Source organism: Streptomyces hebeiensis (assembly GCF_052983195.1).
Window position 1 is genome coordinate 1,776,023 of record NZ_CM129812.1, and the last position, 22,297, is coordinate 1,798,319.

Annotated in this window: 22 protein-coding genes and 3 pseudogenes; 6 read left to right on the plus strand and 19 right to left on the minus strand. The window is 74.4% G+C overall.

Features of this window, described 5'->3' with window-relative positions; genetic code table 11:
* Positions 1–164: 164 nt before the first annotated feature.
* Positions 165–893 carry a VIT1/CCC1 transporter family protein gene (locus ACU6P3_RS07615; RefSeq protein WP_447196458.1) on the minus strand — a complete coding sequence of 243 codons (729 nt, stop codon included), beginning with the start codon at positions 891–893 and terminating at the stop codon, positions 165–167.
* 360 nt (positions 894–1,253) lie between these two features.
* Here ACU6P3_RS07615 and ACU6P3_RS07620 point away from each other — a divergent pair.
* The 5 genes and pseudogenes from ACU6P3_RS07620 to ACU6P3_RS07640 form a co-directional block, all read left to right on the plus strand.
* A pseudogene (locus ACU6P3_RS07620) lies at positions 1,254–2,222 on the plus strand (ADP-ribosylglycohydrolase family protein); the annotation flags it as partial.
* A gap of 576 nt (positions 2,223–2,798) precedes the next feature.
* A pseudogene (locus ACU6P3_RS07625) lies at positions 2,799–3,959 on the plus strand (ADP-ribosylglycohydrolase family protein); the annotation flags it as partial.
* Between the two features lie 58 nt (positions 3,960–4,017).
* Entirely contained in the window at positions 4,018–5,286 is a 1,269-nt protein-coding gene (locus ACU6P3_RS07630; protein WP_447197799.1) for an ADP-ribosylglycohydrolase family protein, read from the plus strand.
* A complete protein-coding gene (gene rbsK / locus ACU6P3_RS07635; RefSeq protein WP_447196459.1) occupies positions 5,283–6,167 on the plus strand; it encodes a ribokinase in 885 nt (294 codons plus the stop codon). The genes ACU6P3_RS07630 and rbsK overlap by 4 nt, the downstream gene beginning before the upstream one ends.
* Positions 6,164–6,964: an HpcH/HpaI aldolase/citrate lyase family protein gene (locus ACU6P3_RS07640; RefSeq protein ID WP_447196460.1), complete on the plus strand. Its 801-nt coding sequence runs from the start codon at positions 6,164–6,166 to the stop codon at positions 6,962–6,964. The genes rbsK and ACU6P3_RS07640 overlap by 4 nt, the downstream gene beginning before the upstream one ends.
* A 296-nt stretch (positions 6,965–7,260) precedes the next feature.
* On the opposite strand, the gene lgt is transcribed toward ACU6P3_RS07640, so the two are convergent.
* The 11 genes and pseudogenes from lgt to hisI form a co-directional block, all read right to left on the minus strand.
* Positions 7,261–8,316, minus strand: a complete 1,056-nt coding sequence (gene lgt, locus ACU6P3_RS07645) for a prolipoprotein diacylglyceryl transferase (RefSeq protein ID WP_447196461.1) — start codon at positions 8,314–8,316, stop codon at positions 7,261–7,263.
* A gap of 122 nt (positions 8,317–8,438) precedes the next feature.
* Positions 8,439–9,278, minus strand: a complete 840-nt coding sequence (locus tag ACU6P3_RS07650; protein WP_447196462.1) for a DsbA family protein — start codon at positions 9,276–9,278, stop codon at positions 8,439–8,441.
* Between the two features lie 76 nt (positions 9,279–9,354).
* The gene (gene trpA / locus ACU6P3_RS07655; RefSeq protein ID WP_447196463.1) at positions 9,355–10,167 is read right to left on the minus strand and encodes a tryptophan synthase subunit alpha; all 813 of its coding nucleotides are present in this window, start codon (positions 10,165–10,167) and stop codon (positions 9,355–9,357) included.
* Positions 10,164–11,417 (minus strand): tryptophan synthase subunit beta, encoded by a 1,254-nt coding sequence (trpB, locus tag ACU6P3_RS07660; RefSeq protein ID WP_447196464.1) that lies wholly within the window; start codon positions 11,415–11,417, stop codon positions 10,164–10,166. Before trpB ends, trpA begins: the two co-directional genes overlap by 4 nt.
* A gap of 217 nt (positions 11,418–11,634) precedes the next feature.
* On the minus strand, positions 11,635–11,871 hold the full coding sequence (trpM, locus tag ACU6P3_RS07665) for a tryptophan biosynthesis modulator TrpM (protein ID WP_447196465.1): 237 nt from the start codon (positions 11,869–11,871) through the stop codon (positions 11,635–11,637).
* Between the two features lie 7 nt (positions 11,872–11,878).
* Positions 11,879–12,688, minus strand: a complete 810-nt coding sequence (gene trpC / locus ACU6P3_RS07670; protein ID WP_447196466.1) for an indole-3-glycerol phosphate synthase TrpC — start codon at positions 12,686–12,688, stop codon at positions 11,879–11,881.
* Positions 12,689–12,885: 197 nt separating this feature from the next.
* Positions 12,886–13,428: a DUF2752 domain-containing protein gene (locus tag ACU6P3_RS07675; RefSeq protein WP_447197800.1), complete on the minus strand. Its 543-nt coding sequence runs from the start codon at positions 13,426–13,428 to the stop codon at positions 12,886–12,888.
* A gap of 152 nt (positions 13,429–13,580) precedes the next feature.
* Positions 13,581–13,820 (minus strand): annotated as a pseudogene (locus ACU6P3_RS07680) (HGxxPAAW family protein); the annotation flags it as partial.
* Between the two features lie 163 nt (positions 13,821–13,983).
* On the minus strand, positions 13,984–14,694 hold the full coding sequence (locus tag ACU6P3_RS07685) for a TIGR02234 family membrane protein (protein WP_447196467.1): 711 nt from the start codon (positions 14,692–14,694) through the stop codon (positions 13,984–13,986).
* Between the two features lie 72 nt (positions 14,695–14,766).
* On the minus strand, positions 14,767–16,278 hold the full coding sequence (locus ACU6P3_RS07690) for an anthranilate synthase component I (RefSeq protein ID WP_447196468.1): 1,512 nt from the start codon (positions 16,276–16,278) through the stop codon (positions 14,767–14,769).
* A gap of 38 nt (positions 16,279–16,316) precedes the next feature.
* Entirely contained in the window at positions 16,317–16,772 is a 456-nt protein-coding gene (hisI, locus tag ACU6P3_RS07695; RefSeq protein WP_447196469.1) for a phosphoribosyl-AMP cyclohydrolase, read from the minus strand.
* A gap of 83 nt (positions 16,773–16,855) precedes the next feature.
* Between hisI and ACU6P3_RS07700 the strand changes: the two genes are divergently transcribed.
* The gene (locus ACU6P3_RS07700) at positions 16,856–17,488 is read left to right on the plus strand and encodes a TIGR03085 family metal-binding protein (RefSeq protein ID WP_447196470.1); all 633 of its coding nucleotides are present in this window, start codon (positions 16,856–16,858) and stop codon (positions 17,486–17,488) included.
* Between the two features lie 165 nt (positions 17,489–17,653).
* Here the strand turns inward: ACU6P3_RS07700 and ACU6P3_RS07705 are convergent, their stop codons facing one another.
* The 7 genes from ACU6P3_RS07705 to hisB form a co-directional block, all read right to left on the minus strand.
* Positions 17,654–18,610, minus strand: coding sequence for an alpha/beta hydrolase family protein (locus tag ACU6P3_RS07705; RefSeq protein ID WP_447196471.1), 957 nt, complete (start codon positions 18,608–18,610; stop codon positions 17,654–17,656).
* A gap of 273 nt (positions 18,611–18,883) precedes the next feature.
* Complete coding sequence (hisF, locus tag ACU6P3_RS07710) at positions 18,884–19,651, minus strand: imidazole glycerol phosphate synthase subunit HisF (protein ID WP_447196472.1); 768 nt, start codon at positions 19,649–19,651, stop codon at positions 18,884–18,886.
* Positions 19,648–20,085: a RidA family protein gene (locus ACU6P3_RS07715; protein WP_030745690.1), complete on the minus strand. Its 438-nt coding sequence runs from the start codon at positions 20,083–20,085 to the stop codon at positions 19,648–19,650. The genes hisF and ACU6P3_RS07715 overlap by 4 nt, the downstream gene beginning before the upstream one ends.
* On the minus strand, positions 20,082–20,906 hold the full coding sequence (priA, locus tag ACU6P3_RS07720; RefSeq protein WP_447196473.1) for a bifunctional 1-(5-phosphoribosyl)-5-((5-phosphoribosylamino)methylideneamino)imidazole-4-carboxamide isomerase/phosphoribosylanthranilate isomerase PriA: 825 nt from the start codon (positions 20,904–20,906) through the stop codon (positions 20,082–20,084). Before priA ends, ACU6P3_RS07715 begins: the two co-directional genes overlap by 4 nt.
* A complete protein-coding gene (gene hisH, locus ACU6P3_RS07725; RefSeq protein ID WP_344281450.1) occupies positions 20,906–21,541 on the minus strand; it encodes an imidazole glycerol phosphate synthase subunit HisH in 636 nt (211 codons plus the stop codon). The genes priA and hisH overlap by 1 nt, the downstream gene beginning before the upstream one ends.
* Complete coding sequence (locus ACU6P3_RS07730) at positions 21,538–21,705, minus strand: CG2302 family histidine operon protein (RefSeq protein WP_030745698.1); 168 nt, start codon at positions 21,703–21,705, stop codon at positions 21,538–21,540. Before ACU6P3_RS07730 ends, hisH begins: the two co-directional genes overlap by 4 nt.
* Positions 21,702–22,295, minus strand: a complete 594-nt coding sequence (gene hisB, locus ACU6P3_RS07735) for an imidazoleglycerol-phosphate dehydratase HisB (protein WP_447197801.1) — start codon at positions 22,293–22,295, stop codon at positions 21,702–21,704. Before hisB ends, ACU6P3_RS07730 begins: the two co-directional genes overlap by 4 nt.
* Positions 22,296–22,297 lie beyond the last annotated feature (2 nt).

Sequence of the window (22,297 nt, forward strand, 5' to 3'; positions counted from 1 at the left end):
GGCCGGGTGCGGGAGGGTGCTTCGTATGCCCCGCGCACAGCACCGGCACACTCCTCCCCCGCGCGCATCATCCGAAACACGTGCCGCCGGAAACACACTGCACACCGCCGAACACACCGCGTGGCCCGCCCGTGCGAGCCGGGCGGGCATCGTGAGAGGACCTCTCAGACCGCGGCGCCGAACAACGCGCCCAGCCCGTACGTGATCGCGGCGGCCGTACCGCCGAGGGCCAGCTGGCGCAGCCCGCTGTACCACCAGCTGCGCGCGGTCACCCGCGCCACCAGCGCGCCGCAGGCGAACAGCCCGGTCAGCGCGAGCAGCACCGCGGGCCACAGCGCCGTGGCACCGAGGAGGTACGGCAGGACGGGCAGCAGCGCGCCCAGGGCGAAGGAGCCGAACGACGACACCGCGGCGACCAGCGGGGACGGCAGGTCGTCGGGGTCGATGCCCAGTTCCTCCCGGGCGTGGATCTCCAGTGCCTGCGCGGGATCCTTCGACAGCTGCGCGGCGACCTCGCGCGCGAGGTCGGGCTCCACCCCGCGCGAGACATAGAGGGCGGCCAGCTCCGCCATCTCGTCGGCGGGGTGTTTCCGCAGCTCACGGCGTTCCACATCCAGCTCGGCCTGGACCAGCTCGCGCTGCGAGGCGACCGAGGTGTACTCGCCCGCGGCCATCGAGAAGGCACCGGCCGCGAGCCCGGCGAGCCCGGTGATCACGATCGTCTGCTGGGACACCGCGCCGCCGGCGACCCCGGTCATCAGCGCCAGATTGGAGACCAGCCCGTCCATCGCGCCGAACACCGCCGGGCGCAGCCAGCCGCCGTTCACATCGCGGTGCGTGTGATTGTCGCGGTGCGCCTCGTGAAGCGTCGCCTCGGTCTCGATGATGGCCATGTCTCTCCCTCCGCGAGCGGGGGCACGAAGCCCGCGCCGAGCCGGTTCCCGCCACTCCCAACGCTTCGAAACTACGCACGAAAAATCGCTCTCGCCAGCAAGGAAGGCCGTACTTACCAGGCCTGACACAGCGCCGACAGCACGGTCCACGGCACCGCGCGGCGGCCATGCCGACCGGGTGACGGGGGTGACTCCCCGGACTCCTCGCCCCGCGCGCGGGGCACAGATCGGGGGAAGGACTGGCTCGCGCGAAAGGGCCGCACGATGGAGCTGACCGCACGCGCCTCGGGTGTCGAAGCCGATGCCGCCGAGGGCGACAGGGCGAGCGGCGGGGCGAGCGGCCGGGCCGGTGCCCGCTCCGTGGCCGTACGCCGGGACCGGGCCCGTGGCGCACTGCTCGGCCTGGCCGTCGGCGACGCGCTCGGGGCCCCCGCCGAGAACATGCGCCCTTCCGAGATCCGCCGCCGCTGGGGCCGGATCGAGGGGTTCGTGGCCGAACGTCCGGCGGGCACGGACGACACCGAGTACGCGATCTTCTCCGGGCTGCTGCTCGCGCGGCACGGCTCGGCGCTGACCGTCGCGCATGTCGAGAAGGCGTGGCACCACTGGCTGGCCGACCTGGACGAGGGCCCGTTCCGGGGGGCGGGCTTCAGCGAACGCGGCACGCTGGAGAACCTCAGACGGGGCCTGGCCGCGCCCATCACGGCCCAGCACCGGCACGCCTGGAGCGACGGGCTGGCGATGCGCGCCGCCCCCTTCGGCGTGTTCGCCGCGGGGCGGCCCCGGGAGGCCGCGCGGCTGGTGACGGTGGACGGCGGCGTGAGCCACGACGGCGAGGGCATCTACGGCGGCCGGGCGGTCGCGGCGGGGGTGGCCGCCGCGATGACGGGCGCCGGGCCGGACGCGGTGGCCGCGGCGGCCCTGTCGGTGGTGCCGATGGACTCCTGGACGTCCCGTTCGCTCCGCCGCGCGGTCGTGGCCGCACGCCACGAGTACCCGGACCCGCTCACGGCGGAACGCGCGGTGCGCTCGGCGGTGGTGATCGGCGGCTACCCCTGGACCGACCTGGCGCCGGAGGCGGTGGGCCTGGCCTTCGGCGCCTTCGCGGTGGCGCGCGGCGACTTCCGTACGTCCGTGCTCACGGCCGTCAACATGGGCCGCGACGCCGACACCACGGCGGCCGTCGCGGGTGCCCTGGCGGGCGCGCTGGCGGGCGCCCGGGCGATCCCGCCGGAGTGGTCCTCGGTCATCGGTCCGGCACGGGGGAGCTGTCTCCCCTCGATGCGGGGCTACCACGTCCTGGACATCGCGGACCTGCTGACACCGGACGACGACGATGAGCTGACGCCGGACGACGACGATGACGCGGGCGACGGCACGGACGATGACCCGGACCACGACGCGGGCGATGACGCGGCCGAGCGCGGGGCGGCGTCCGCCGGACCGGCCGCCCCGCCGCCGCCCGCCTCCCCCGCGGCCGCCCCCGGCCCGGATGTGGCCGACGCGGGCGGCCGGCGGACGCGGACCCGTACGCGCCCGCCCCTGCCCCCGCCGAGCGCCACCGGCGTGCCGGCCGCTCCTTGCGCGGGCGTCGACTCCCACCCCACATCCCACGTCACACCGTTCACCAGGACCGATACCCGCACCGCCCCGGCCACCGGGTCCGGGCCCCGCACCACGCACCACGTCGGTACCGCCCCGCTCACCGCCCCCGCGACGGTGGCGCACCCGACAGCGGAGAACCCGTCGGTGGAAGACCCGTCGGCGAAGGACGGCGTGCCTGTCCCCCGGGCCCTCGCCCCGGCGTCCGGCACCCGCACCGCCCCGGCCACCGGGCCCGAGGGCCGGCGCGTCGAGGGGCTGCTCCTCGGGCTCGCCGCCGGGGACGCGGCGGGGTGGCCCGCCGCGCGGCACCGGGCCGCCCGGATGCCCGAGTGGACCCGTCGGCTCACCCGTGAGCTGGACACCTTCGCCGAGCAGAACGCGACCACCACCCTCCCCGTCCCCATCGCCCTGAACCAGCCGCCCGAGCCTCTTCGACTGGGGCCCGCCGACGACGCCGAATGGGCCGCGTTCACCGCCCGGTCCGTGCTCGCCGCCGGGGCGGAGCGCTTCGCCGGCCTGCCCGCCGGCCACCGGCTGCGGGCCGCCGTCGACCTCGCCTGGCACGCGCTGGCCGCCGAGATCGCGGCCGCCGCCGCGCGGGCGCCCGAGGTCGAGTCCGCCGTGCTGCCCCTGCGCGCCCGGATCTCCGTACGCGCGGGCCTCGGCAACCTGGCCACCGGTCTGCGCCCGCCGGCCACCGGCCACGACAATCCGCACTACTTCGACGACGCCGCCTGCGTCCGGGCCGCCGTCCTCGCCGTCGTCCACCCCGGCGACCCGGCGGCGGCGGCCGAACTCGCCGAGTTCGACGCCCGCTACACCCAGGACGGCGACGGGGTGCACGGCGCCCGGGCCATGGCCGCCGCCGTGGCCGCCGCGCTCGGCGGCGCGGGCGCGGAGTCCGCCGTCGCCGCCGCCCTCGCCCAGCTGCCCGGCACGACCGAGATCGGCCGCAACGCCCGCCACGCCATCGCGCTCGCCGAGGGCCGTACCGCCGCCGGGCACGCACCGGGGCCCGGCGCGGCCTTCGCCCTCGTACCGCTGCTGGAGCACCAGATCGTGGACCACGTCTACAGCTACGGCATCGCCGCCGCCGAGACCGTCCCCGTCGCTCTCGCCCTGGCCCTCGCCTCCGGCGGCAGCGTCTCGGGGGCCGTCCCCGCCGCCGCCTGTCTGTCCCGGGTCGCCGATTCCGCGCCCGCCCTCGCCGGCGCCCTGACCGGCGCCCTCGGCGGCGGCGACTCCGTACCCGCGGCCTGGCGGGACGCCTGCCGCACCCTCGCGGGCTGTGCGCTCCCCCGACTCGCCGGCACCGACCTGGTGGAACTCGCCGGGCTCCTGACGGCGGGGGAACCGGCCACCCTGATGGGACAATTCGGGCATGACGCTGATCAGTCCGCCACCGGCTCCCGAACCGTCCCCTCCCCCGGCGAGCAGCCCGGCCAAAGCCCCCGCGCATAGCCACGCGACCGGCTCCGTGACCGACCCGGCGGGCGGCTCCGCGACCGGCCCCTCGGCCATGCCGTCACTCGCCGACCGCGTCGCCGGCTGTCTGACCGGCGCGGCCGTCGGCGACGCGCTCGGCGGCCCCGTCGAGGGCTACTCCCCCGAGCAGATCGTCGAACGCCACGGCGGCCGGGTCACCGGCATCGTCGGACCGTGGCACGAGGACTGGCGCACCGCCCGCCCCCTCGCCCCATACCACAAGGGCGACGGCCACGTCACCGACGACACATTGATGACGCATGCGCTGATCCGGGTGTACGAGAAGGTGCGTGACCACCTCGACGCGCACGCCGTCGCCGCCCACCTGGTCCCCGACCTGATCTCCACGCCTCGCTGGATCCCCGAACTGGAGGCCGAGGCGCTGCCCCTCCAGCGGCTGTTCCTCGCCGAGAAGTGGCTGGTCACGCGGTTGCACTACGGGCACGTCGACCCGCGCGAGGCAGGCACGGGAAACATCGTCAACTGCGGCGCGGCCATGTACATGGCTCCGGTCGGCCTGGTCAACGCCGCCGACCCGGCGGCCGCGTACGCCGAGGCCCTCGACATCGCGGGCGCGCACCAGTCCTCGTACGGCCGTGAGGCCGCCGGGGTGTTCGCGGCCGCGGTCGCCGCCGCGTGCCTGCCCGGCGCCACCCCGGCCGGCGTGGTCGAGACGTGCCTGTCGTTCGCGAAGGACGGTACGCGCGCCGCGATCGAGGCGGTGTGCGACGTCGCCGCCCGGCACCGCGACGCCGAGTCCGCGCAGCGCGGACTGCGGGCGGCCATCGCGCCGTTCGACACCGTGGGGCCGCACTACCGCAGCCCGTCCCTGGGCGCCCGCCGCCCCTCCCGGCTGCACTCCGTCGAGGAACTGCCCATCGCGCTCGCCATGTTGCTGATCGGTGCCGGGGACGTCCGCCGCACGGTGCTCGGCTCGGTCAACTACGGGCGCGACTGCGACTCGATCGCCACGATGAGCGGCGCGCTCGCGGGGGCGCTGGGCGGCGAGGCCGCCGTTCCCGAGGAGTGGGCGCGGGCCGTCGCCGAGGCCAGCCGCCTCGATCTGCGCGGCCCGGCGCGGGCGCTGACGGAGGTGGCGTACGAGGTCTTCGCCCGGGACACGCGACGGCGCCGGGCACACGAGGACGCGTTCGCCCGGCTCGTGGCCGCCGACCGGCCCGGCCGGCCCGACCGGTCCGGCCGGCCGGGCCAGGACGCCCGCGAACCCTCCACCGCACCGGACAGCGCGCCACCGGCCCCCGGCGCGGCGGCCGGGCACCGGGTAGAGGCCCCTCGCGCATGACCGGCATCGTGGTGCTCGGCAGCACCAACATGGACCTCGTCGTGTACGCCGCGCGCACCCCGAAGCTCGGGGAGACCGTCACGGGCCGCGAGTTCCGCACGGTCCCCGGCGGCAAGGGCGCCAACCAGGCCGTCGCCGCCGCCCGCGCCGGCGGGGAGGTCGCGATGATCGGCGCCGTCGGCGCGGACGGCTACGGCGAACGGCTACGGCACACCCTCGAGGCCTCCGGCGTCGACACGGATCTGCTCCGTACCGCGGAGGGCCCCTCGGGCACCGCCCATATCGTCGTCGACGACGAGGGCGGCAACGCCAAGGTCGTCATCCCCGGCGCGAACGGGACGGTCACCGAACTGGGCCCCGGCGACGAAGCCCTCATCGAGACCGCCGGCACCCTGCTCCTCCAGCTCGAACTGCCCCTGAGCGCCGTGCAGTCCGGCGCGGACGCGGCCCGGCGGCACGCCGTGCGCACGGTCCTCACCCCGTCCCCGGCCCAGCCCCTGCCGCCCGAACTCCTCGCCGCCGTCGACCTGCTGGTCCCCAACGAACACGAGGCGGCCACGCTCACCGGGGTCGCCGACCCCCGGTCGGCGGCGGAGTCCCTGCTGCGGCAGGTCCCGGAGGTCGTGATCACCCTGGGTGCGGCGGGCAGCCTGTACGTCGCGCGGGACGCGGAACCCGTCCGCGTACCCGCACCCCCGGTCGCCCCGGTCGACAGGACGGGCGCGGGCGACACCTTCGTGGGCGCGCTCGCCGTCGCGCTCGGCGAGGGACGCCCGATGCCCGAGGCCCTGCGGTGGGCGACGGCGGCCGCTGCGCTCTGCGTCACGCGTCCCGGCGCCTCCACGTCCATGCCGTACCGCCCCGAGATCGAGGACGCGTGACCGTCAAGACGCCGCTGACCTGGCTGTACGTGCCCGGAGACCGGCCGGACGTGGTGACGAAGGCGCTGGCCAGCGGCGCGGACGTGGTGATCGTGGACCTGGAGGACGCGGTGGCGCCTGAGCGCAAGGAGTACGCGCGGCGGGCCACCGCCGAGTTCCTCCGCGAGCCGCACCCGGTGCCGGTGCACGTCCGGATCACCGACGAGCGCGACGTACCGCCGCTGGCCGCCCTGCCCGGGCTGGCCGGACTACGGCTGGCCAAGGTCACCCACGCGTCCGACATCCACCGGGTGGCGGTGCGCGCGCCCGACGTCGCGCTGTACGCCCTGCTCGAATCGGCGCTGGCCGTCGAGCACGCCCACGCGATCGCCACCGCGCACCAGGCGGTCCGCGGCATCGCCCTGGGCGAGGCGGACCTGCGGGCGGACCTGGGGGTCCGGGACGACTCCGGGCTCGACTGGGCGCGCGGCCGGGCCGTGGTCGCCGCCCGCGCGGCGGGCCTCGCGCCCCCGGTCCAGTCGGTGTACCCGGACGTGCGCGACCTGGACGGCCTGGCAGCCTCCTGTGTCCGGGGCCGCGCCCTCGGACTCCTGGGCCGCGCGGCGATCCACCCCCGCCAGCTCCCGGTGATCGAGGACGCCTACCGCCCCACCCCCAGGGAGGTGGCGGAGGCGGAGGAAGTCGTCGAGGCGGCGGCATCGGACGGCGGCGCGCTGGCGATGAGGGACGGCCGCTTCGTGGACGCGGCGATCGTGGCGGCGGCGAGGAGGACGCTCGCGCTGGCGAAGCGGGACTGAGGCTTCCCTCCCGACACGCCGGGCAAGGGGCGCGAGACGGAGTGAGCGGGCCGGGCGCGGGGGGGCCCGCCGGCGGGCGCCGCCTCAGGCACACCGCGCCGCCGGGAGAAGCCGGGCGGTCGAGACCGGCCGCGCGCCACGCGCCATGGGTGGGTCCCGGCCGCGCCCGGGCCGGCGCGCACGGCGTCCGCCGGGCGCGGCACCGGGCGCGGGCCGGCCTACGCCGGCGCGGGACCACGCGCGAGGGCCGCCGGACCGGAACGGTCCGACGGCCCCCTGGCGCCATCAGCTCGGTGTCAGCTCTTCTCCGCCGTCTCGGCCCCCGCGGGGACACCGTCGCCCTTGCCACCGGCCTCGCCGGCCGCCTCGCCGGCCTCGTCGGCGGTGCCGGTCTTCGCGGCGGCCTTCGTGCCGGGCCGGTCACCCTGGCCCTCCTTGTCGGCCTTGTCAGCCTTGTCGGGCTTATCGGCCTTCGTTCCCGCCGTGTCGTCCTCGGCTCCACCGTCGGCCACCGGCCCGGCGATCCCCTCGGCCGTGCCCGTCTCCGGTTCCACGACTTCCTCGCGCCCCGGCCGCACCCGCGCCGAGATCACGATGTAGGTGACCGCCAGCAGGAAGACCAGCGCCGCCGTCCAGACGTTCAGCCGCAGACCGAGGATGTGGTGCGCCTCGTCGACCCGCATGTACTCGATCCAGCCGCGGCCCACGCAGTACGCCGCGACGTAGAGCGCGAAGACCCGGCCGTGCCCCAGCGTGAAGCGGCGGTCGGCCCAGACGACCAGCAGCGCGACGCCCACGCACCACAGCGACTCGTACAGGAACGTCGGGTGGTACAGGCCCGCCTCGCGGTTCGGGGCCGCGCTGATCTCCAGCGCCCACGGCAGGTCCGTCGGCTTGCCGTAGAGCTCCTGGTTGAACCAGTTGCCCCACCGCCCGATCGCCTGCGCCAGGACTATCCCGGGCGCGATGGCGTCCGCGTAGGCGGGGAGCGGGATCCCGCGTCGGCGGCAGCCGATCCAGGCCCCGACCGCGCCCAGCGCGATCGCGCCCCAGATGCCGAGGCCGCCCTCCCAGATCTTGAAGGCGTCGACCCAGTTCTGACCTTCGCTGAAGTACAGCTGGTAGTCGGTGATCACATGGTAGAGACGGCCGCCGACCAGGCCGAAGGGCACCGCCCAGACGGCGATGTCGGCCACCGTGCCGACTTTGCCGCCTCTGGCGACCCATCGCTTGCCGCCGTACCAGACGGCGACGAAGACACCGATGATGATGCAGAACGCGTAGCCACGCAGCGGGAGCGGTCCGAGGTGGAGGACTCCGGTCGACGGGCTGGGAATGTAGGCAAGGTACATGGCAGGACCGACGCTACAGTGCCGGACGGGCCCCGGGGCAACCCGTCCGGCAACTTCTGCGTAACGGGCCGTGCGCACCAGCTCGCCGGTGGTCCCCGTCCGTGGGTCCCGCGGTCCCCTGGCTACGACGCCTCGGGCGCCGTCGGCCCCGCCGCGCCCGGGGTCCCCCGCTTCTTCCCCTCGTTCGCCCGCGCGACCCACTTCTTCAGATTGGCCGGCGTGATGTTCTCGTTGCCCTTCTTCGGGAACACCGCCTCCCCGTTCAGCAGCACGGTCGGCGTCCCCGAGAAGTCACCCTTCCGGAACGCCTCCGCCGACTTGTCCACCCAGTCGTCGTGCGTGCCGTCCTTCACGCACTTCTCGAATCCGGGCGCCGTCCGGAGCCCGTCCACCGTGTCCGCCAGCTCCAGCAGCCGGCCGTTCCTGGCGAAGGCGTCGTCCGTCTCCGGCGGCTGGTTCGCGTACAGCAGGTCGTGGTACGGCGCGAACTCGCCGGCGTCCTGGGCGCAGGCCGCGGCGTTGGCGGCGCGCAGGGAGCCGCTGCCGCCCATGTTGCCGTCGATGAGCGTGGCCAGGTGGTACTCGACCTTCAGCTCGCCGGACTTCTCCAGCTCGTGGATCGTGCTCCGGTACGCGTTCTCGAACTGGGCGCAGGCCGGGCAGCGGAAGTCCTCCCAGACCGTGAGCGTGGACGGCGCGTCCTGGGCGCCCACGGTGATCGCCAGGTTGTCGTCGCCGTTCGCCCCCGAGGGCGCGCTCACCGGGCCCGCCGCGCCGGCCTCGCTCCGCTCGCCGATCTCGGCGGCGACCAGCCCGCCGGCGCCGACCAGCCCGAGCACACCGGCCACCACCGCGCCGGCGACCAACGCGCGCCGGCGCTTCTCGCGCGCCTTGTCCGCCACTCGTTCCCGCTGGAGCCGCTCTCGCGCGCTCCTCTTGCCCTCACGCTTGTTGTCGCTCACGCCCACAGCAACGAACCGGGGAGGCGCCTGCGCACCTCCCCGGTCCCAGGTCCACCCGTACGGGTGATGCCGCCCGTCAGCGCTTACGAACGCCCTCGGCCAGCTCGCCCGCCAGCTCCCGTACGGCCTCGACGCCGGCCGCCGCGTCGGGCGCGTCCAGGATCCGCTTCACGAACGCCGAGCCGACGATCACGCCGTCGGAGAATCCGGCGACCTCCGCGGCCTGCGTCGCGTTGGACACCCCGAGCCCCACGCACACCGGCAGCTCCGTGGTCGCGCGGGTGCGTTCCACCAGGTTCCGGGCCTGCTCGCCGACCGACTCACGGGTGCCGGTGACGCCCATCAGGGACGCCGCGTACACGAAGCCGGTGCCCACGGCCGTGATCTTCGCCAGCCGCTCGTCCCGGCTGCTGGGAGCCACCACGAAGACGGTCGCCAGACCGTGCTTCTCGGCGTGTTCGCGCCAGCCCGCGGACTCCTGGACGGGCAGGTCCGGCAGGATGCATCCGGCGCCGCCCGCCTCGGCCAGCTCGGCGGTGAAGCGTTCGACACCGTACCGGTCGATCGGATTCCAGTACGTCATCACGAGGACCGGCTTCCCGGTCGCCTCGTACGCCTCCCGGACCGTCCGCATCACGTCCGCGATCTTCACCCCGCCCTTGAGCGCGATGTCGTCGGCGGTCTGGATGACGGGCCCGTCGAGCACCGGGTCGCTGTGCGGCAGTCCGACCTCGACGACGTCCGCGCCGCCCGCGAAGGCGGCCTTCACGGCCTCGATCCCCCCGTCGACGGTCGGGAAGCCGGCCGGCAGGTACGCGATCAGCGCGGCCCGGTCCGCCGCCTTGGCACCCGCCAGTGTGTCGTTCAGCAGCTGGATGTTCCCGCTCACTTCGTGCCCTCCCCCGACGCGCCCTCGGCGTCGTACAGCCCGAAGTAGCGGGCGGCCGTGTCCATGTCCTTGTCGCCGCGCCCGGAGAGGTTGACGACGATCAGGCCGTCACCGCCGAGTTCCCGGCCGATCTCCAGCGCGCCGGCCAGCGCGTGCGCGCTCTCGATGGCCGGGATGATGCCCTCGGTGCGGGACAGCAGCAGCAGCGCCCGCATGGCGGCGTCGTCCGTCACCGCCCTGTACTCGCCCCGCCCGCTGTCCTTGAGGTAGGCGTGCTCCGGGCCGATGCCCGGGTAGTCGAGGCCCGCCGAGATCGAGTACGGCTCGGTGATCTGGCCTTCCTCGTCCTGGAGGACGTACGAGCGGGAGCCGTGCAGGATGCCGGGCTCACCGGCGGTCAGCGTGGCGGCGTGCTCGCCGCTGTCGATGCCGTGTCCGGCCGGCTCGCAGCCCACCAGCCGCACGTCCGGGTCGGGGAGGAACGCGTGGAACAGCCCGATCGCGTTCGACCCGCCGCCGACGCAGGCGACGGCCGCGTCGGGCAGCCGGCCGGCGCGCTCCAGGACCTGGCGCCTGGCCTCCACGCCGATGACCCGGTGGAAGTCACGCACCATCGCCGGGAACGGGTGCGGTCCCGCGACGGTCCCGAACAGGTAGTGCGTGTGGTCCACATTGGCGACCCAGTCGCGGAACGCCTCGTTGATGGCGTCCTTCAGGGTGCGGCTGCCGGACTTCACGGCCACGACCTCGGCGCCGAGCATCCGCATCCGGGCGACGTTGAGGGCCTGGCGCTCGGTGTCGATCTCGCCCATGTAGATCGTGCAGTCGAGCCCGAACAGGGCGCACGCGGTCGCGGTCGCGACCCCGTGCTGCCCGGCGCCGGTCTCGGCGATGACCCGGGTCTTGCCCATCCGCCTGGTCAGCAGCGCCTGGCCGAGCACATTGTTGATCTTGTGCGAGCCGGTGTGGTTCAGGTCCTCCCGCTTGAGGAAGACCCGGGCGCCGCCGGCGTGCTCGGCGAACCGCGGCACCTCGGTGAGCGGACTGGGCCGGCCCGTGTAGTGGACCATGAGGTCGTTCAGCTCGGCGGCGAACGCCGGGTCGGCCTTGGCCTTCTCGAACTCGACGGCGACCTCGTCGACGGCGGCGACGAGCGCCTCGGGGATGAACTTGCCGCCGAATGCGCCGAAGTACCCCTCGGCGCTGGGGGTCCGACCCTCTGGGTCGGGCAGGAAAAACTCGCTGGACACGCCAGATCTCCTCGAAAAGCAACAGATCAACGGATCAGGGACGACGGTGTGCGCCGTCGGCGCGACGCCCCCGGTACGAGGGCGGGTGAGCGGGGCGGCCGTCCACGGGACGCCGGTGCGCCCGTGTCCCTCCGGCCTCGTCGGCCGGCCGGCGGCGCGGCCCCCGGTCCCGACCGGGCGCGGCGTCACACCTCGGCGACGCCGTCCGTCCCCGCTCTCACGCCGGGACGCCGCGACGCCATCGCATTCCGTTGACCTGACCGGGCTCGTCCCCGATCACGTACCGCACCCGGCGGCCGTGCACGCGGCGCGCGGGGGCACGGCAGCCGCGCGGCCTGCAACCGCGGGCGAGCGGTGCGTGCGGCAGCGGCGCGAGCGCCGGCGGTACGCACCCCGAGGCGCCCGGCCGTACGGATACGGCGGGCTGGGAGCGTACGGCGACGGCACGGGCCACGGCGGAGTCAGTCCCTCCCCTGCCGCAGCGCGGGGTGCGCGCCCGCCGCGACCAGGTCGGCCACCGCCGCCTTCGGGTCGCGGCCGGTGACCAGCGACTCGCCGACGAGCACCGCGTCGGCCCCGGCGTTGGCGTAGGCGATCAGGTCGTGCGGCCCGCGCACGCCGGACTCGGCGACCTTCACGATGCCCGCGGGGATCTCGGGCGCGACCCGCTCGAACGTGGAGCGGTCGACCTTCAGCGTCTTCAGGTTCCGCGCGTTCACCCCGATGACCCGCGCCCCGGCGGCCACGGCGCGCTCGGTCTCCTCCTCGTCGTGCACCTCGACGAGCGGGGTGAGTCCGATCGACTCGGCCCGCTCGATCAGGGACACCAGCGCGGGCTGCTCCAGCGCGGCGACGATCAGCAGGACCACGTCCGCACCGTACGCCCGCGCCTCCCACAACTGGTAGGAGGTGACGATGAAGTCCTTGCGCAGGACCGGGATGTCGACCTTGGCCCGTACGGCCTCCAGGTCGGCGAGCGAGCCGCCGAAGCGCCGCTGCTCGGTGAGTACGGAGATGACGGCGGCGCCGCCCGCCTCGTAGTCGGCGGCGAGACCCGCCGGGTCGGCGATCGCCGCGAGCGCGCCCTTGGACGGGCTGGAGCGCTTGACCTCGCAGATCACCTGGACGCCCTCGCCGCTCAGCGCCGCGGCCCCGTCCTTGGCCCGGTGGGCCTTGGCCGCGCGGTCCTTGAGCTCGTCGAGGCCCACGCGTGCCTGCCGCTCTGCGAGGTCGGCGCGGACGCCTTCGATGATCTCGTCGAGCACACTCACGCGAGGGGCCCCCTTCCGGGACGGTGATGTGGAAGCGGCGCCGGCCCGGCCGGGGCGCGGATCCGCATCGGGTACGGAGGTGGTCGGGCCGGCCACGGGATTTTCGGCCACGGGGCCGGGACCAGCCATGTCGATGCTAGCCGGAAGCGGCCGAAGGACTCGCATCCGGTGCGCCGAGCATGCCATGACCTGGTGCTTCAGGGCGCGAGCGACGAGCCGAAGGGGAGATTTCTGACCACCGTGAAGAGCAGGATCGTCCCGCCGAGCGTCCACCACCAGACCGGCTTCTGGGGGACGCGCACGGGCAGCCGCCGCCAGGCCCGCACCAGCCAGAGGACCCAGAAGACGGCGAAGACGGCGTACCCGACGACGGCCAGGGCGTTGTCGCCCAGGGCGGTGACGAGGTCGCCGTGCGCGACGGCGTGGGCGCTGCGCAGCCCACCGCAGCCGGGGCAGTACAAGCCGGTCAGGGCGTAGAGGGGGCAGACGGGGTAGTGGCCGGGCTCGTTCGGATCGACCTGGCCGACATACGTCCAGGCGGCGGCGATCCCGGCGAGGGTGGCGGCCGGCGCGGCCAGTCGCCGGGCCCGCGAGGCCGCGGGGCGCGGCCCGGACCGGGGCACCGGGGGATCCTCCGGCCGGCCGTGCGGCGGGTCCGGCGGGGCGCTCGGGCCGCCGACGGCCGCACGGCGGCCCGGACCGGGGCCGCCGTCGGGAACCGGCGCGGTGGGGTCTGGCATGGCGTCCACCCGGTGATTGTCGCTGCTCGTGCGGGGCGGCGCGGCCGGCTTCGCCGGGAAGCGTCCGCCGCCGGTCAGACCGCCTGGGAGGCCGCGGCCTCGGCCGCCGGGGCCTCACCCTTCGGGGCGCCGCCCCGGGCGGACCGCTCGACCTGCGCGCGGGTGGCCTCGGCCCTGGCGCGGACGACCGCCTCGGACTCCTTCGGCATGCCCAGGCCGGCGGCCTTCATCGCCAGTCCGACGACACCACCGGCCACCACGATCGCCATGCCGGCCCAGAACCCGAGCGTGTTCGCCGCCACCATGAAGACTCCCGCGACGCAGAAACCGACGAAGGAGATGATGACACCGGTCCAGGCCGCCGGGGTGTGTCCGTGGCTGCTGCCCGCCATGAGTTGCTCCTTGATGCTGTAGCGCTGTGTGAGTCGGACGCTCACGGCACATTGTCCCGCATGGTTCACCCGTACAGACCCGCGGGTCCGGGTGACGCGACCCACAGCACCACGCCGCACGCCCATGGCCGGGTGCGTGCGGCGTGAGGTGTGGCCCGCGGCCCTATCGCGTGGTGTCCGTGGTGTTCGTGGGACCCGCCGGGTCCGTCGGGTCCTCGCCCCGGTCGAGCGCCTTCCACAGGTCCTCCGGGCGGTCCGGGTCCACGGCGGGGGGCCGGCGGCCGGGCCCGCCACGGCGCCCGGCCCGGCCCGTCGCGCCCGGCGCCGTGCCGCCCGTCCGTTCGTAGCGGCCGGACATGGCGGGCCAGCGCGGGCCGAAGCGCAGGGCGAGCAGGCCGGCGAGGAGTATCAGCGCGCCGCCGGCGGCCGTCACGTACGGCCACGCGGTGCGGCTGAGCGCGTCGATCGTGGCGGCGGCGTCGCCGGTGGTCCGGGCGGCCTGCTCGTCCAGGGCCGTGCTGTTGGAGGCCCCGAGCACGGCGGCCACCGCCGCGCCGGCACCGCTCAGCGTGAGCAGGGCGGAGACCAGCAGCCGGCCCGCCCCGCGGACGGCGAAGACGGCGACCAGCGCGGCGAGGCCCACGATGGCGAGGGCCGCCGGGACACCGGTCACATCACGGCCGTCGGCTCTGAGCGGCAGGGTGCCGCCGCCCACGGCCACGGTGCCCTGCGCCCAGGTCTGGCCGGAGGCGATCAGCACGACCGCGGCGCCGACGGCACCGAGCAACAGGGCCACCGCGAGGCTGCGGCGGCTGCTCTTGGCGTCCGCCGCCGGGGCGGCGGTGCGGGGCTGGGATTCGGGTGCGGCACTCACACCCCCACTATCCCTCACGGCTTCCGGAGGCCCGTCGCCCCGGTCCGGGACCCACCCGGGGGCGGTTCCCGGTCAGGCGCCGCCGAGCCGGTTCGCGGTGTGCACGGCGCGCAGCACCGCCGCCGCCTTGTTGCGGCACTCGGTGTCCTCGGAGACCGGGTCGGAGTCCGCGACGACGCCCGCCCCGGCCTGCACGTACGCCGTACCGTCGCGCAGCAGCGCGGTACGGATGGCGATCGCGGTGTCGGAGTCCCCGGCGAAGTCGAGATAGCCGACGCAGCCGCCGTACAGGCCCCGCCGCGTGGGCTCCAGTTCGTCGATGATCTGCATGGCGCGCGGTTTGGGGGCGCCGGAGAGGGTGCCGGCGGGGAAGCACGCGGTGAGGACGTCGAACGCGGTGCGGCCCTGGGCGACCCGTCCGGTCACCGTGGAGACGATGTGCATCACGTGCGAGTACCGCTCGACGGACATGAAGTCGACGACCTCGACGCTGCCGGGCTCGCAGACCCGCCCCAGGTCGTTGCGGCCGAGGTCGACCAGCATCAGGTGCTCGGCGCGTTCCTTGGGATCGGCGAGGAGTTCCTCGCCGAGGGCGTGGTCCTCCTGCGGGGTGGCGCCGCGCGGCCTGGTCCCCGCGATGGGGTGCAGCATCGCGTGCCCGTCCTCGACCTTGACCAGCGCCTCGGGGCTGGAGCCGACGACGTCGAACCCGGATCCGCCGTCCTCGGGGGCGGGGAAGCGGAAGAGGTACATGTACGGGCTGGGGTTGGTCGCCCGCAGCACCCGGTAGACGTCCAGCGCGCTCGCGCGGACCGGCGTCTCGAAGCGCTGGGAGGGCACGACCTGGAACGCCTCGCCGGCGCGGATGCGCTCCTTGATGTCCTCGACGGCGTCCTGGTACGCGGCGCCGCCCCACAGCGCGGTGTACTCCGGCAGCGCCGACTCGGGCAGCGCGGTGGGGGCGGTGGGGGCCGGTTCCGCGAGGTCGGCGGCCATGGCGTCGAGGCGGGCGACGGCGTCCGCGTACGCCTCGTCCACCCCCGTGTCGAGGTCGTTGTGGTTGATCGCGTTGGCGATCAGCAGGACGGTGCCGTCCCAGTGGTCGAGCACGGCGAGGTCCGAGGTGAGGAGCATGGTCAGCTCGGGCAGCCGCAGGTCGTCGCGCGCGTGGTCGCCGATCTTCTTCTCCAGGCGGCGGACGATGTCGTAGCCGAGGTAGCCGACCATGCCGCCGGTGAAGGGCGGCAGGCCGGAGGCCAGGTCCCGGGGGGTGTGCAGGGTCTCCACGGTCGCGCGCAGGGTCGCCAGCGGGTTCCCGTCGACGGGGACGCCGACGGGCGGCGTGCCGAGCCAGTGGGTGCGGCCGTCGCGCTCGGTGAGCGCGGCGGCGGACCGTACGCCGATGAAGGAGTAGCGGGACCAGGAACGGCCGTTCTCGGCGGACTCCAGCAGGAAGGTGCCGGGGCGTTCCGCGGCGAGCTTGCGGTACAGGCCGACCGGGGTGTCGCCGTCCGCGAGGAGGCGCCGGCCGACGGGGATGACACGGCGGTCCACCGCCAGCTTGCGGAAGGTCTCGAGGTCCATGGCCGCAGACCCTACTCCGTCATCGGGGCCGGTCCCGGTCACCGGCCCAGCGGCAGGACGTCCGCGTCGAAGCAGGTGCGGTCGCCCGTGTGACAGGCGGCGCCCACCTGGTCGACCCGGACGAGCACGGTGTCCCCGTCGCAGTCGAGCGCCACGGACTTGACGTGCTGGACGTGGCCGGAGGTGTCGCCCTTGACCCAGTACTCCTGGCGGCTGCGGGACCAGTACGTGCACCGGCCGGTGGTCAGGGTGCGGTGCAGCGCCTCGTCGTCCATCCAGCCGAGCATCAGCACCTCGCCGGTGTCGTACTGCTGGGCGATCGCGGGGATCAGCCCGTCGGCGCCGCGCTTGAGCCGGGCGGCGAGGGCGGGGTCGAGCACGGCGCCCGGGGCCGGCTCGGCGCCCCCGTGGCGCGGGGCGGCCGCTGCGGGCTCGGCGCTCCGGTCGGCTGCCGGGGTGCCGCCGGACGCGGAATCGGTCGTACGGCTGGTCATACGGTCATTGTGCCGGGTCCGCGCGGCTCGTGGGCGGGGGGTCCACTGGGCGGACCGCACCGGGCCGCCGTAGGCTTGCGGGCATGTCGACCCATGCCAAGCGTGAACGACTTCTGCTAGCCGACCTGTTGGAGGCGGCCGGCCCGACCGCCCCGACGCTCTGCGAGGGCTGGCTCACCCGTGATCTCGCCGCCCATGTGGTGGTCCGCGAGCGCCGCCCCGACGCGGCCGGCGGGCTGCTGGTCCCCGCGCTCAGGAACCGTCTGGAGCGGGTGACGTCCGAGTATCTGGCGAAGCCGTACGAGGAGCTGGTCCAGCTGATCAGGACGGGCCCGCCGCGGATGTCCCCGTACGGGATCAAGCAGGTCGACGAGGCGGCGAACACGGTCGAGTTCTACGTCCACGCCGAGGACGTCCGCCGCGCGCAGCCGGACTGGACGCCGCGCGAGCTGGACCGGGTGTTCGCGGACGCGTTGTGGTCCCGGCTGGAGAAGGGCGGCCGGATGATGGGCCGCAAATCCCCGGTGGGCCTGGTGCTGCGCCGCCCGGACGGCCGGACGGTGGTCGCGCACCGCGGCGCGCCCGTGGTGACGGTCACCGGGGAGCCGTCGGAGCTGCTGCTGTTCACGTTCGGCCGGCAGGGCGCGGCGAAGGTCGCTCTGGAGGGCGACGAGGACGCGGTGGCCAAGGCGCGGACGGCGAAGCTGGGCATCTGAGCGCGCGGCGCGCCGGCCGGGACGGCGGGAACGGCGGGAACGGCGGGAACGGCGGGAACGGCGGAAAAACGGACAGGGACCCGCGCGGGTGGGTGCGCGGGTCCCCGTCGGCGCGCCTACGCGTGCGAGCCGGCGGCCGGCGCGTGAAGGAGCGCGCGGGCACGCTCAGGAGGTGTGCGGGCAGTTCCCCCGGTACTCCTCGACCGTCGTGCTCGGCCGCGGCAGCGGGCACAGGAACTTCTCGTACCGGGTGTCCTTGTCGATGAACCGCTTCAGCCAGGACACGCTGTATTTCGCGATCGTGGTGTTCGCCGTGGTCGGGGTGGAGTGGGTGGCGTTGTTCAGCTCCAGATACGCCTTGTCGAGCGTGGCCGGCAGCGACTCGTAGAACGGTTCGGAGTACGAGGAGACGGGTGCCACGATGTCGCCGTCGGCCCCCACCAGCAGGGTGGGCGTCCGCACCTCGGGCCAGGTCTTGTCCGCGTTCCAGCCGGTCAGCGGGATGGCCGCCTTGAGCGACGTACGGGTTTTCGCGGCCTCCAGCGCGCCGCCACCGCCCATCGAGTGGCCCATGACCCCGAGGCGGTTCCGGTCGATCCGGCCGCTGACGGGTGAACTGCCCGTCAGGTAGTCGAGTGCGGCGAGGAGTTGGCGGCCCCGGCTGTCCGGGGCGTCCAGGGTGGTGATGGTGTCGATGGTGAGGACGACGAAGCCCTGGGAGGCGAGTCTCGGCCCCAGCCAGGACACGCTGGACTGAGTGCCGGTGAAGCCGGGCGAGATGGCCACGGCTCCGAAGGTGCCGTCCGCGGTCCGGGTCGGGTAGTAGACGGTGCCGCCGCCGAACCCCTTGACGGACGCCGAGGCGACGGTGGTCCGCGAGACGGCGTACGGGCCGGTGGCGGCCTCGACGCTCGCCGCGGTCGGCGCGGGGCCGCGCTGGTACGGGTTGCCGGCGGCCCGGGCCTCGGACGCGCCCGGGACGAGCGCGGCGATCAGGCCCGCGCTCGCCACCGCGGCCCCCCATAAGCCCCGGACGGTACGGACCCGGGCACGGACACGGCCGGCGGCGGGTGGTGGTGGTGCGGAGAGGCTGGTGGGGAGGTGTGCGGAGGGCTGCTGCATGACGGGCGTCCTCTCGGTCGTGGCGGGGCCACGCCGACGGGCATGTGGGGTGGGTGCGCCGGAGTGGGATCGCCAGTTTGGAGGGCGTTCGTCGCTGTCACCATCCGCTCGACGGGCGGAAATCGGCGAGTTCACCGGTTTTGTTGAACGACACGTCAAGGAGTTGACGGGGACGAGGGCAAGGAGCGGAGGGAGGGACGGGCCCGACCGTGTCGGAACCGCCCCCTTGCGGCGTTCACCCCGTCGGCCGTCGGCCGGCGAGGAGGACGCGCGTCACCGGACCGGGTGCCCCGCCTCCCGCAGCGCCCGCTTGACCTCGGAGACGCGCAGGTCCCCGAAGTGGAAGACGGACGCGGCCAGTACGGCGTCGGCGCCCGCCTCGATCGCGGGCGGGAAGTCGGCCGACCGGCCCGCGCCGCCCGAGGCGATGACGGGAACGGACACGTGCTCGCGGACGGCCGCGATCATCTCCGTGTCGTAGCCGTCCTTCGTGCCGTCCGCGTCCATCGAGTTGAGCAGGATCTCCCCCGCGCCCAGCTCGGCGGCCCGGTGCGCCCACTCGACCGCGTCGATGCCCGTGCCCCGGCGGCCGCCGTGCGTGGTGACCTCGAAGGACACCGTCCCGGACGCCGAGACAGTCCGCCGCGCGTCCACCGAGAGCACCAGCACCTGGCGGCCGAACCGTTCGGCGATCTCCCGGATCAGCTCGGGCCGCGCGATGGCCGCCGTGTTGACGCCGACCTTGTCCGCGCCCGCCCGCAGCAGCTTGTCGACGTCCTCGGGGGTGCGCACTCCCCCGCCGACGGTGAGCGGGATGAAGACCTGCTCGGCGGTGCGGCGCACCACGTCGTAGGTGGTCTCCCGGTCACCGGACGAGGCGGTGATGTCGAGGAACGTCAGCTCGTCGGCACCCTCCGCGTCGTACAGCCTGGCCATCTCGACGGGGTCGCCCGCGTCGCGCAGGTTCTGGAAGTTGACGCCCTTGACGACCCGGCCGTTGTCCACGTCCAGGCAGGGAATGACCCGTACGGCCAGACTCACGCCCCACCTCCGCGGTGGCTCTCGTCCTCGTCACGCCCGCCCCGGTACGCCTCGACCTCGACCTCGACGACCAGGCTCGGGTCTATGAGCCCGGCGACGACGACCATCGAGGCGGCCGGGCGTACGGCACCGAAGAGGTCCTTGTGCGCGCGGCCCACCTCGTCCGCGTCCCGGACGTGGGTGATGTACATGCGCGTGCGCACCACGTGCTCCGCGCCGAGGCCCAGCTCCTGAAGTGCCTTGACCGCCACGCCGAACGCCGTCGACGCCTGTTCGTACGGGCCGCCCTCGGCGATCCGTCCGTCGACCACGGAGGTGCAGCCGGCCACCAGGACCAGGCCGTTGGGCAGTTCCACCGCGCGGGAGTAGCCGAAGGCCTCCTCCCAGTGCGCGCCGGAGGAGACCCTCCGTACCGCTGCCACCGCGTCGCTCATCCGGACACCTCGGAGTCGGCCGGGACACCGGGCGCCTCGGCCGCCCCGGACGTCCCCGCCACCACGGCGAGCGCCTCCTCCAGGGTGAACGCCTTGGCGTACAGGGCCTTGCCGACGATGGCGCCCTCGACTCCCGCGGGCACCAGCGTGGCGAGCGCGCGCAGGTCGTCCAGCGAGGAGACCCCGCCGGAGGCGACGACCGGCTTGTCGGTCGCGGCGCAGACGTTCCTGAGCAGCTCCAGGTTGGGGCCCTGGAGCGTGCCGTCCTTGGCGATGTCGGTGACGACGTACCGGGCGCAGCCCTCGGAGTCCAGCCGTGCCAGCGTCTCGTAGAGGTCACCGCCGTCCCGGGTCCAGCCCCGGCCGCGCAGCGTCGTGCCCCGGACGTCGAGGCCGACCGCGATCCGGTCGCCGTGTTCCGCGATGATCCTGGCGACCCACTCGGGGGTCTCCAGCGCGGCGGTGCCCAGGTTGACCCGGGTGCAGCCGGTGGCGAGTGCGGCGGCGAGCGAGGCGTCGTCGCGGATGCCGCCGGACAGCTCGACCTTGATGTCCATGGCGTCGGTGACCTCGGAGATCAGCTTCCGGTTGTCGCCGGTGCCGAAGGCGGCGTCGAGGTCGACCAGGTGCAGCCACTCGGCGCCGGCGCGCTGCCAGGCGAGGGCGGCTTCCAGCGGCGAGCCGTACGAGGTCTCCGTACCGGACTCGCCGTGGACGAGCCGGACGGCCTGGCCGTCGCGGACGTCGACGGCGGGGAGGAGTTCGAGCCGCGACGGGCCCGACACGTTCGAGGGATTCGGCTGGGAGGACTCAGCGGACATCAGAGGGTTCCGATCCAGTTGGTCAGCAGCTGCGCGCCGGCGTCGCCGGACTTCTCGGGGTGGAACTGCGTGGCCCACAGTGCCCCGTTCTCGACGGCGGCGACGAACGGCTCGCCGTGCGTGGACCAGGTGACCCGGGGGGCCCTGATCTTCGGGTTGGTGACTTCGAGACTCCACTCGTGCGCCGCGTAGGAGTGCACGAAGTAGAAGCGGGCGTCCCGGTCGAGGCCGGCGAACAGTTCGCTGTCGCCGGGCGCCTCGACCGTGTTCCACCCCATGTGCGGGACGACGGGGGCCCTCAGCGGTCCGACCGTGCCGGGCCACTCGTCCAGGCCGTCGGTCTCCACGCCGTGCTCGATGCCGCGCTCGAAGAGGATCTGCATCCCGACGCAGATCCCCATGACGGGCCGTCCGCCGGCGAGCCTGCGGCCCACGATCCAGTGCCCCCGGGCGGCGGTGAGCCCCGCCATGCAGGCGGCGAAGGCCCCGACGCCGGGGACGAGCAGCCCGTCGGCGTTCATGGCGCGGTCGAAGTCACGGGTGATCTCGACCTCGGCGCCGGCCCGCGCGAGGGCGCGCTCGGCGGAGCGGACGTTGCCGAACCCGTAGTCGAAGACGACGACGTTCTTGGTCATGTCCAGAGCCCCTGGATCCGCAGCACACCGGCGAGAAGACACAGTCCTGAGCAGAGCGCTAGCAGCACGATCACTCCCTTGGGGAGATTCTGCTTGGAGAAGGAGTACACGCCCCCGGCGAGGAACAGTCCCAGCACGATCAGAACGGTCGAAAGACCAGTCACAGCGCGCCCTTCGTCGAGGGAAGAATCCCCGCCGCGCGCGGGTCGCGCTCCGAGGCGTAGCGCAGGGCCCGGGCCAGCGCCTTGAACTGGCATTCCACGATGTGGTGCGCGTTGCGCCCGTACGGGACGTGCACGTGCAGCGCGATCTGGGCCTGCGCGACGAACGACTCCAGGATGTGCCGCGTCATCGTCGTGTCGTAACCGCCGATCATCGGCGCCATGTGCTCCGGCTCGGTGTGCACCAGGTACGGCCGTCCCGACAGGTCGACCGTCACCTGCGCGAGCGACTCGTCCAGCGGCACCGTGCAGTTGCCGAAGCGGTAGATGCCGACCTTGTCGCCGAGGGCCCGCTTGAAGGCGGCGCCCAGCGCGAGCGCGGTGTCCTCGATGGTGTGGTGCGAGTCGATGTGCAGATCGCCCTCGGTCTTCACCGTGAGGTCGAACAGCCCGTGCCGGCCGAGCTGGTCGAGCATGTGGTCGTAGAAGCCGACCCCGGTCGAGACGTCCACGACGCCGGTGCCGTCGAGGTCGATCTCCACGACGACGGCGGTTTCCTTCGTACTGCGCTCCACGCGGCCGACGCGGCTCATGC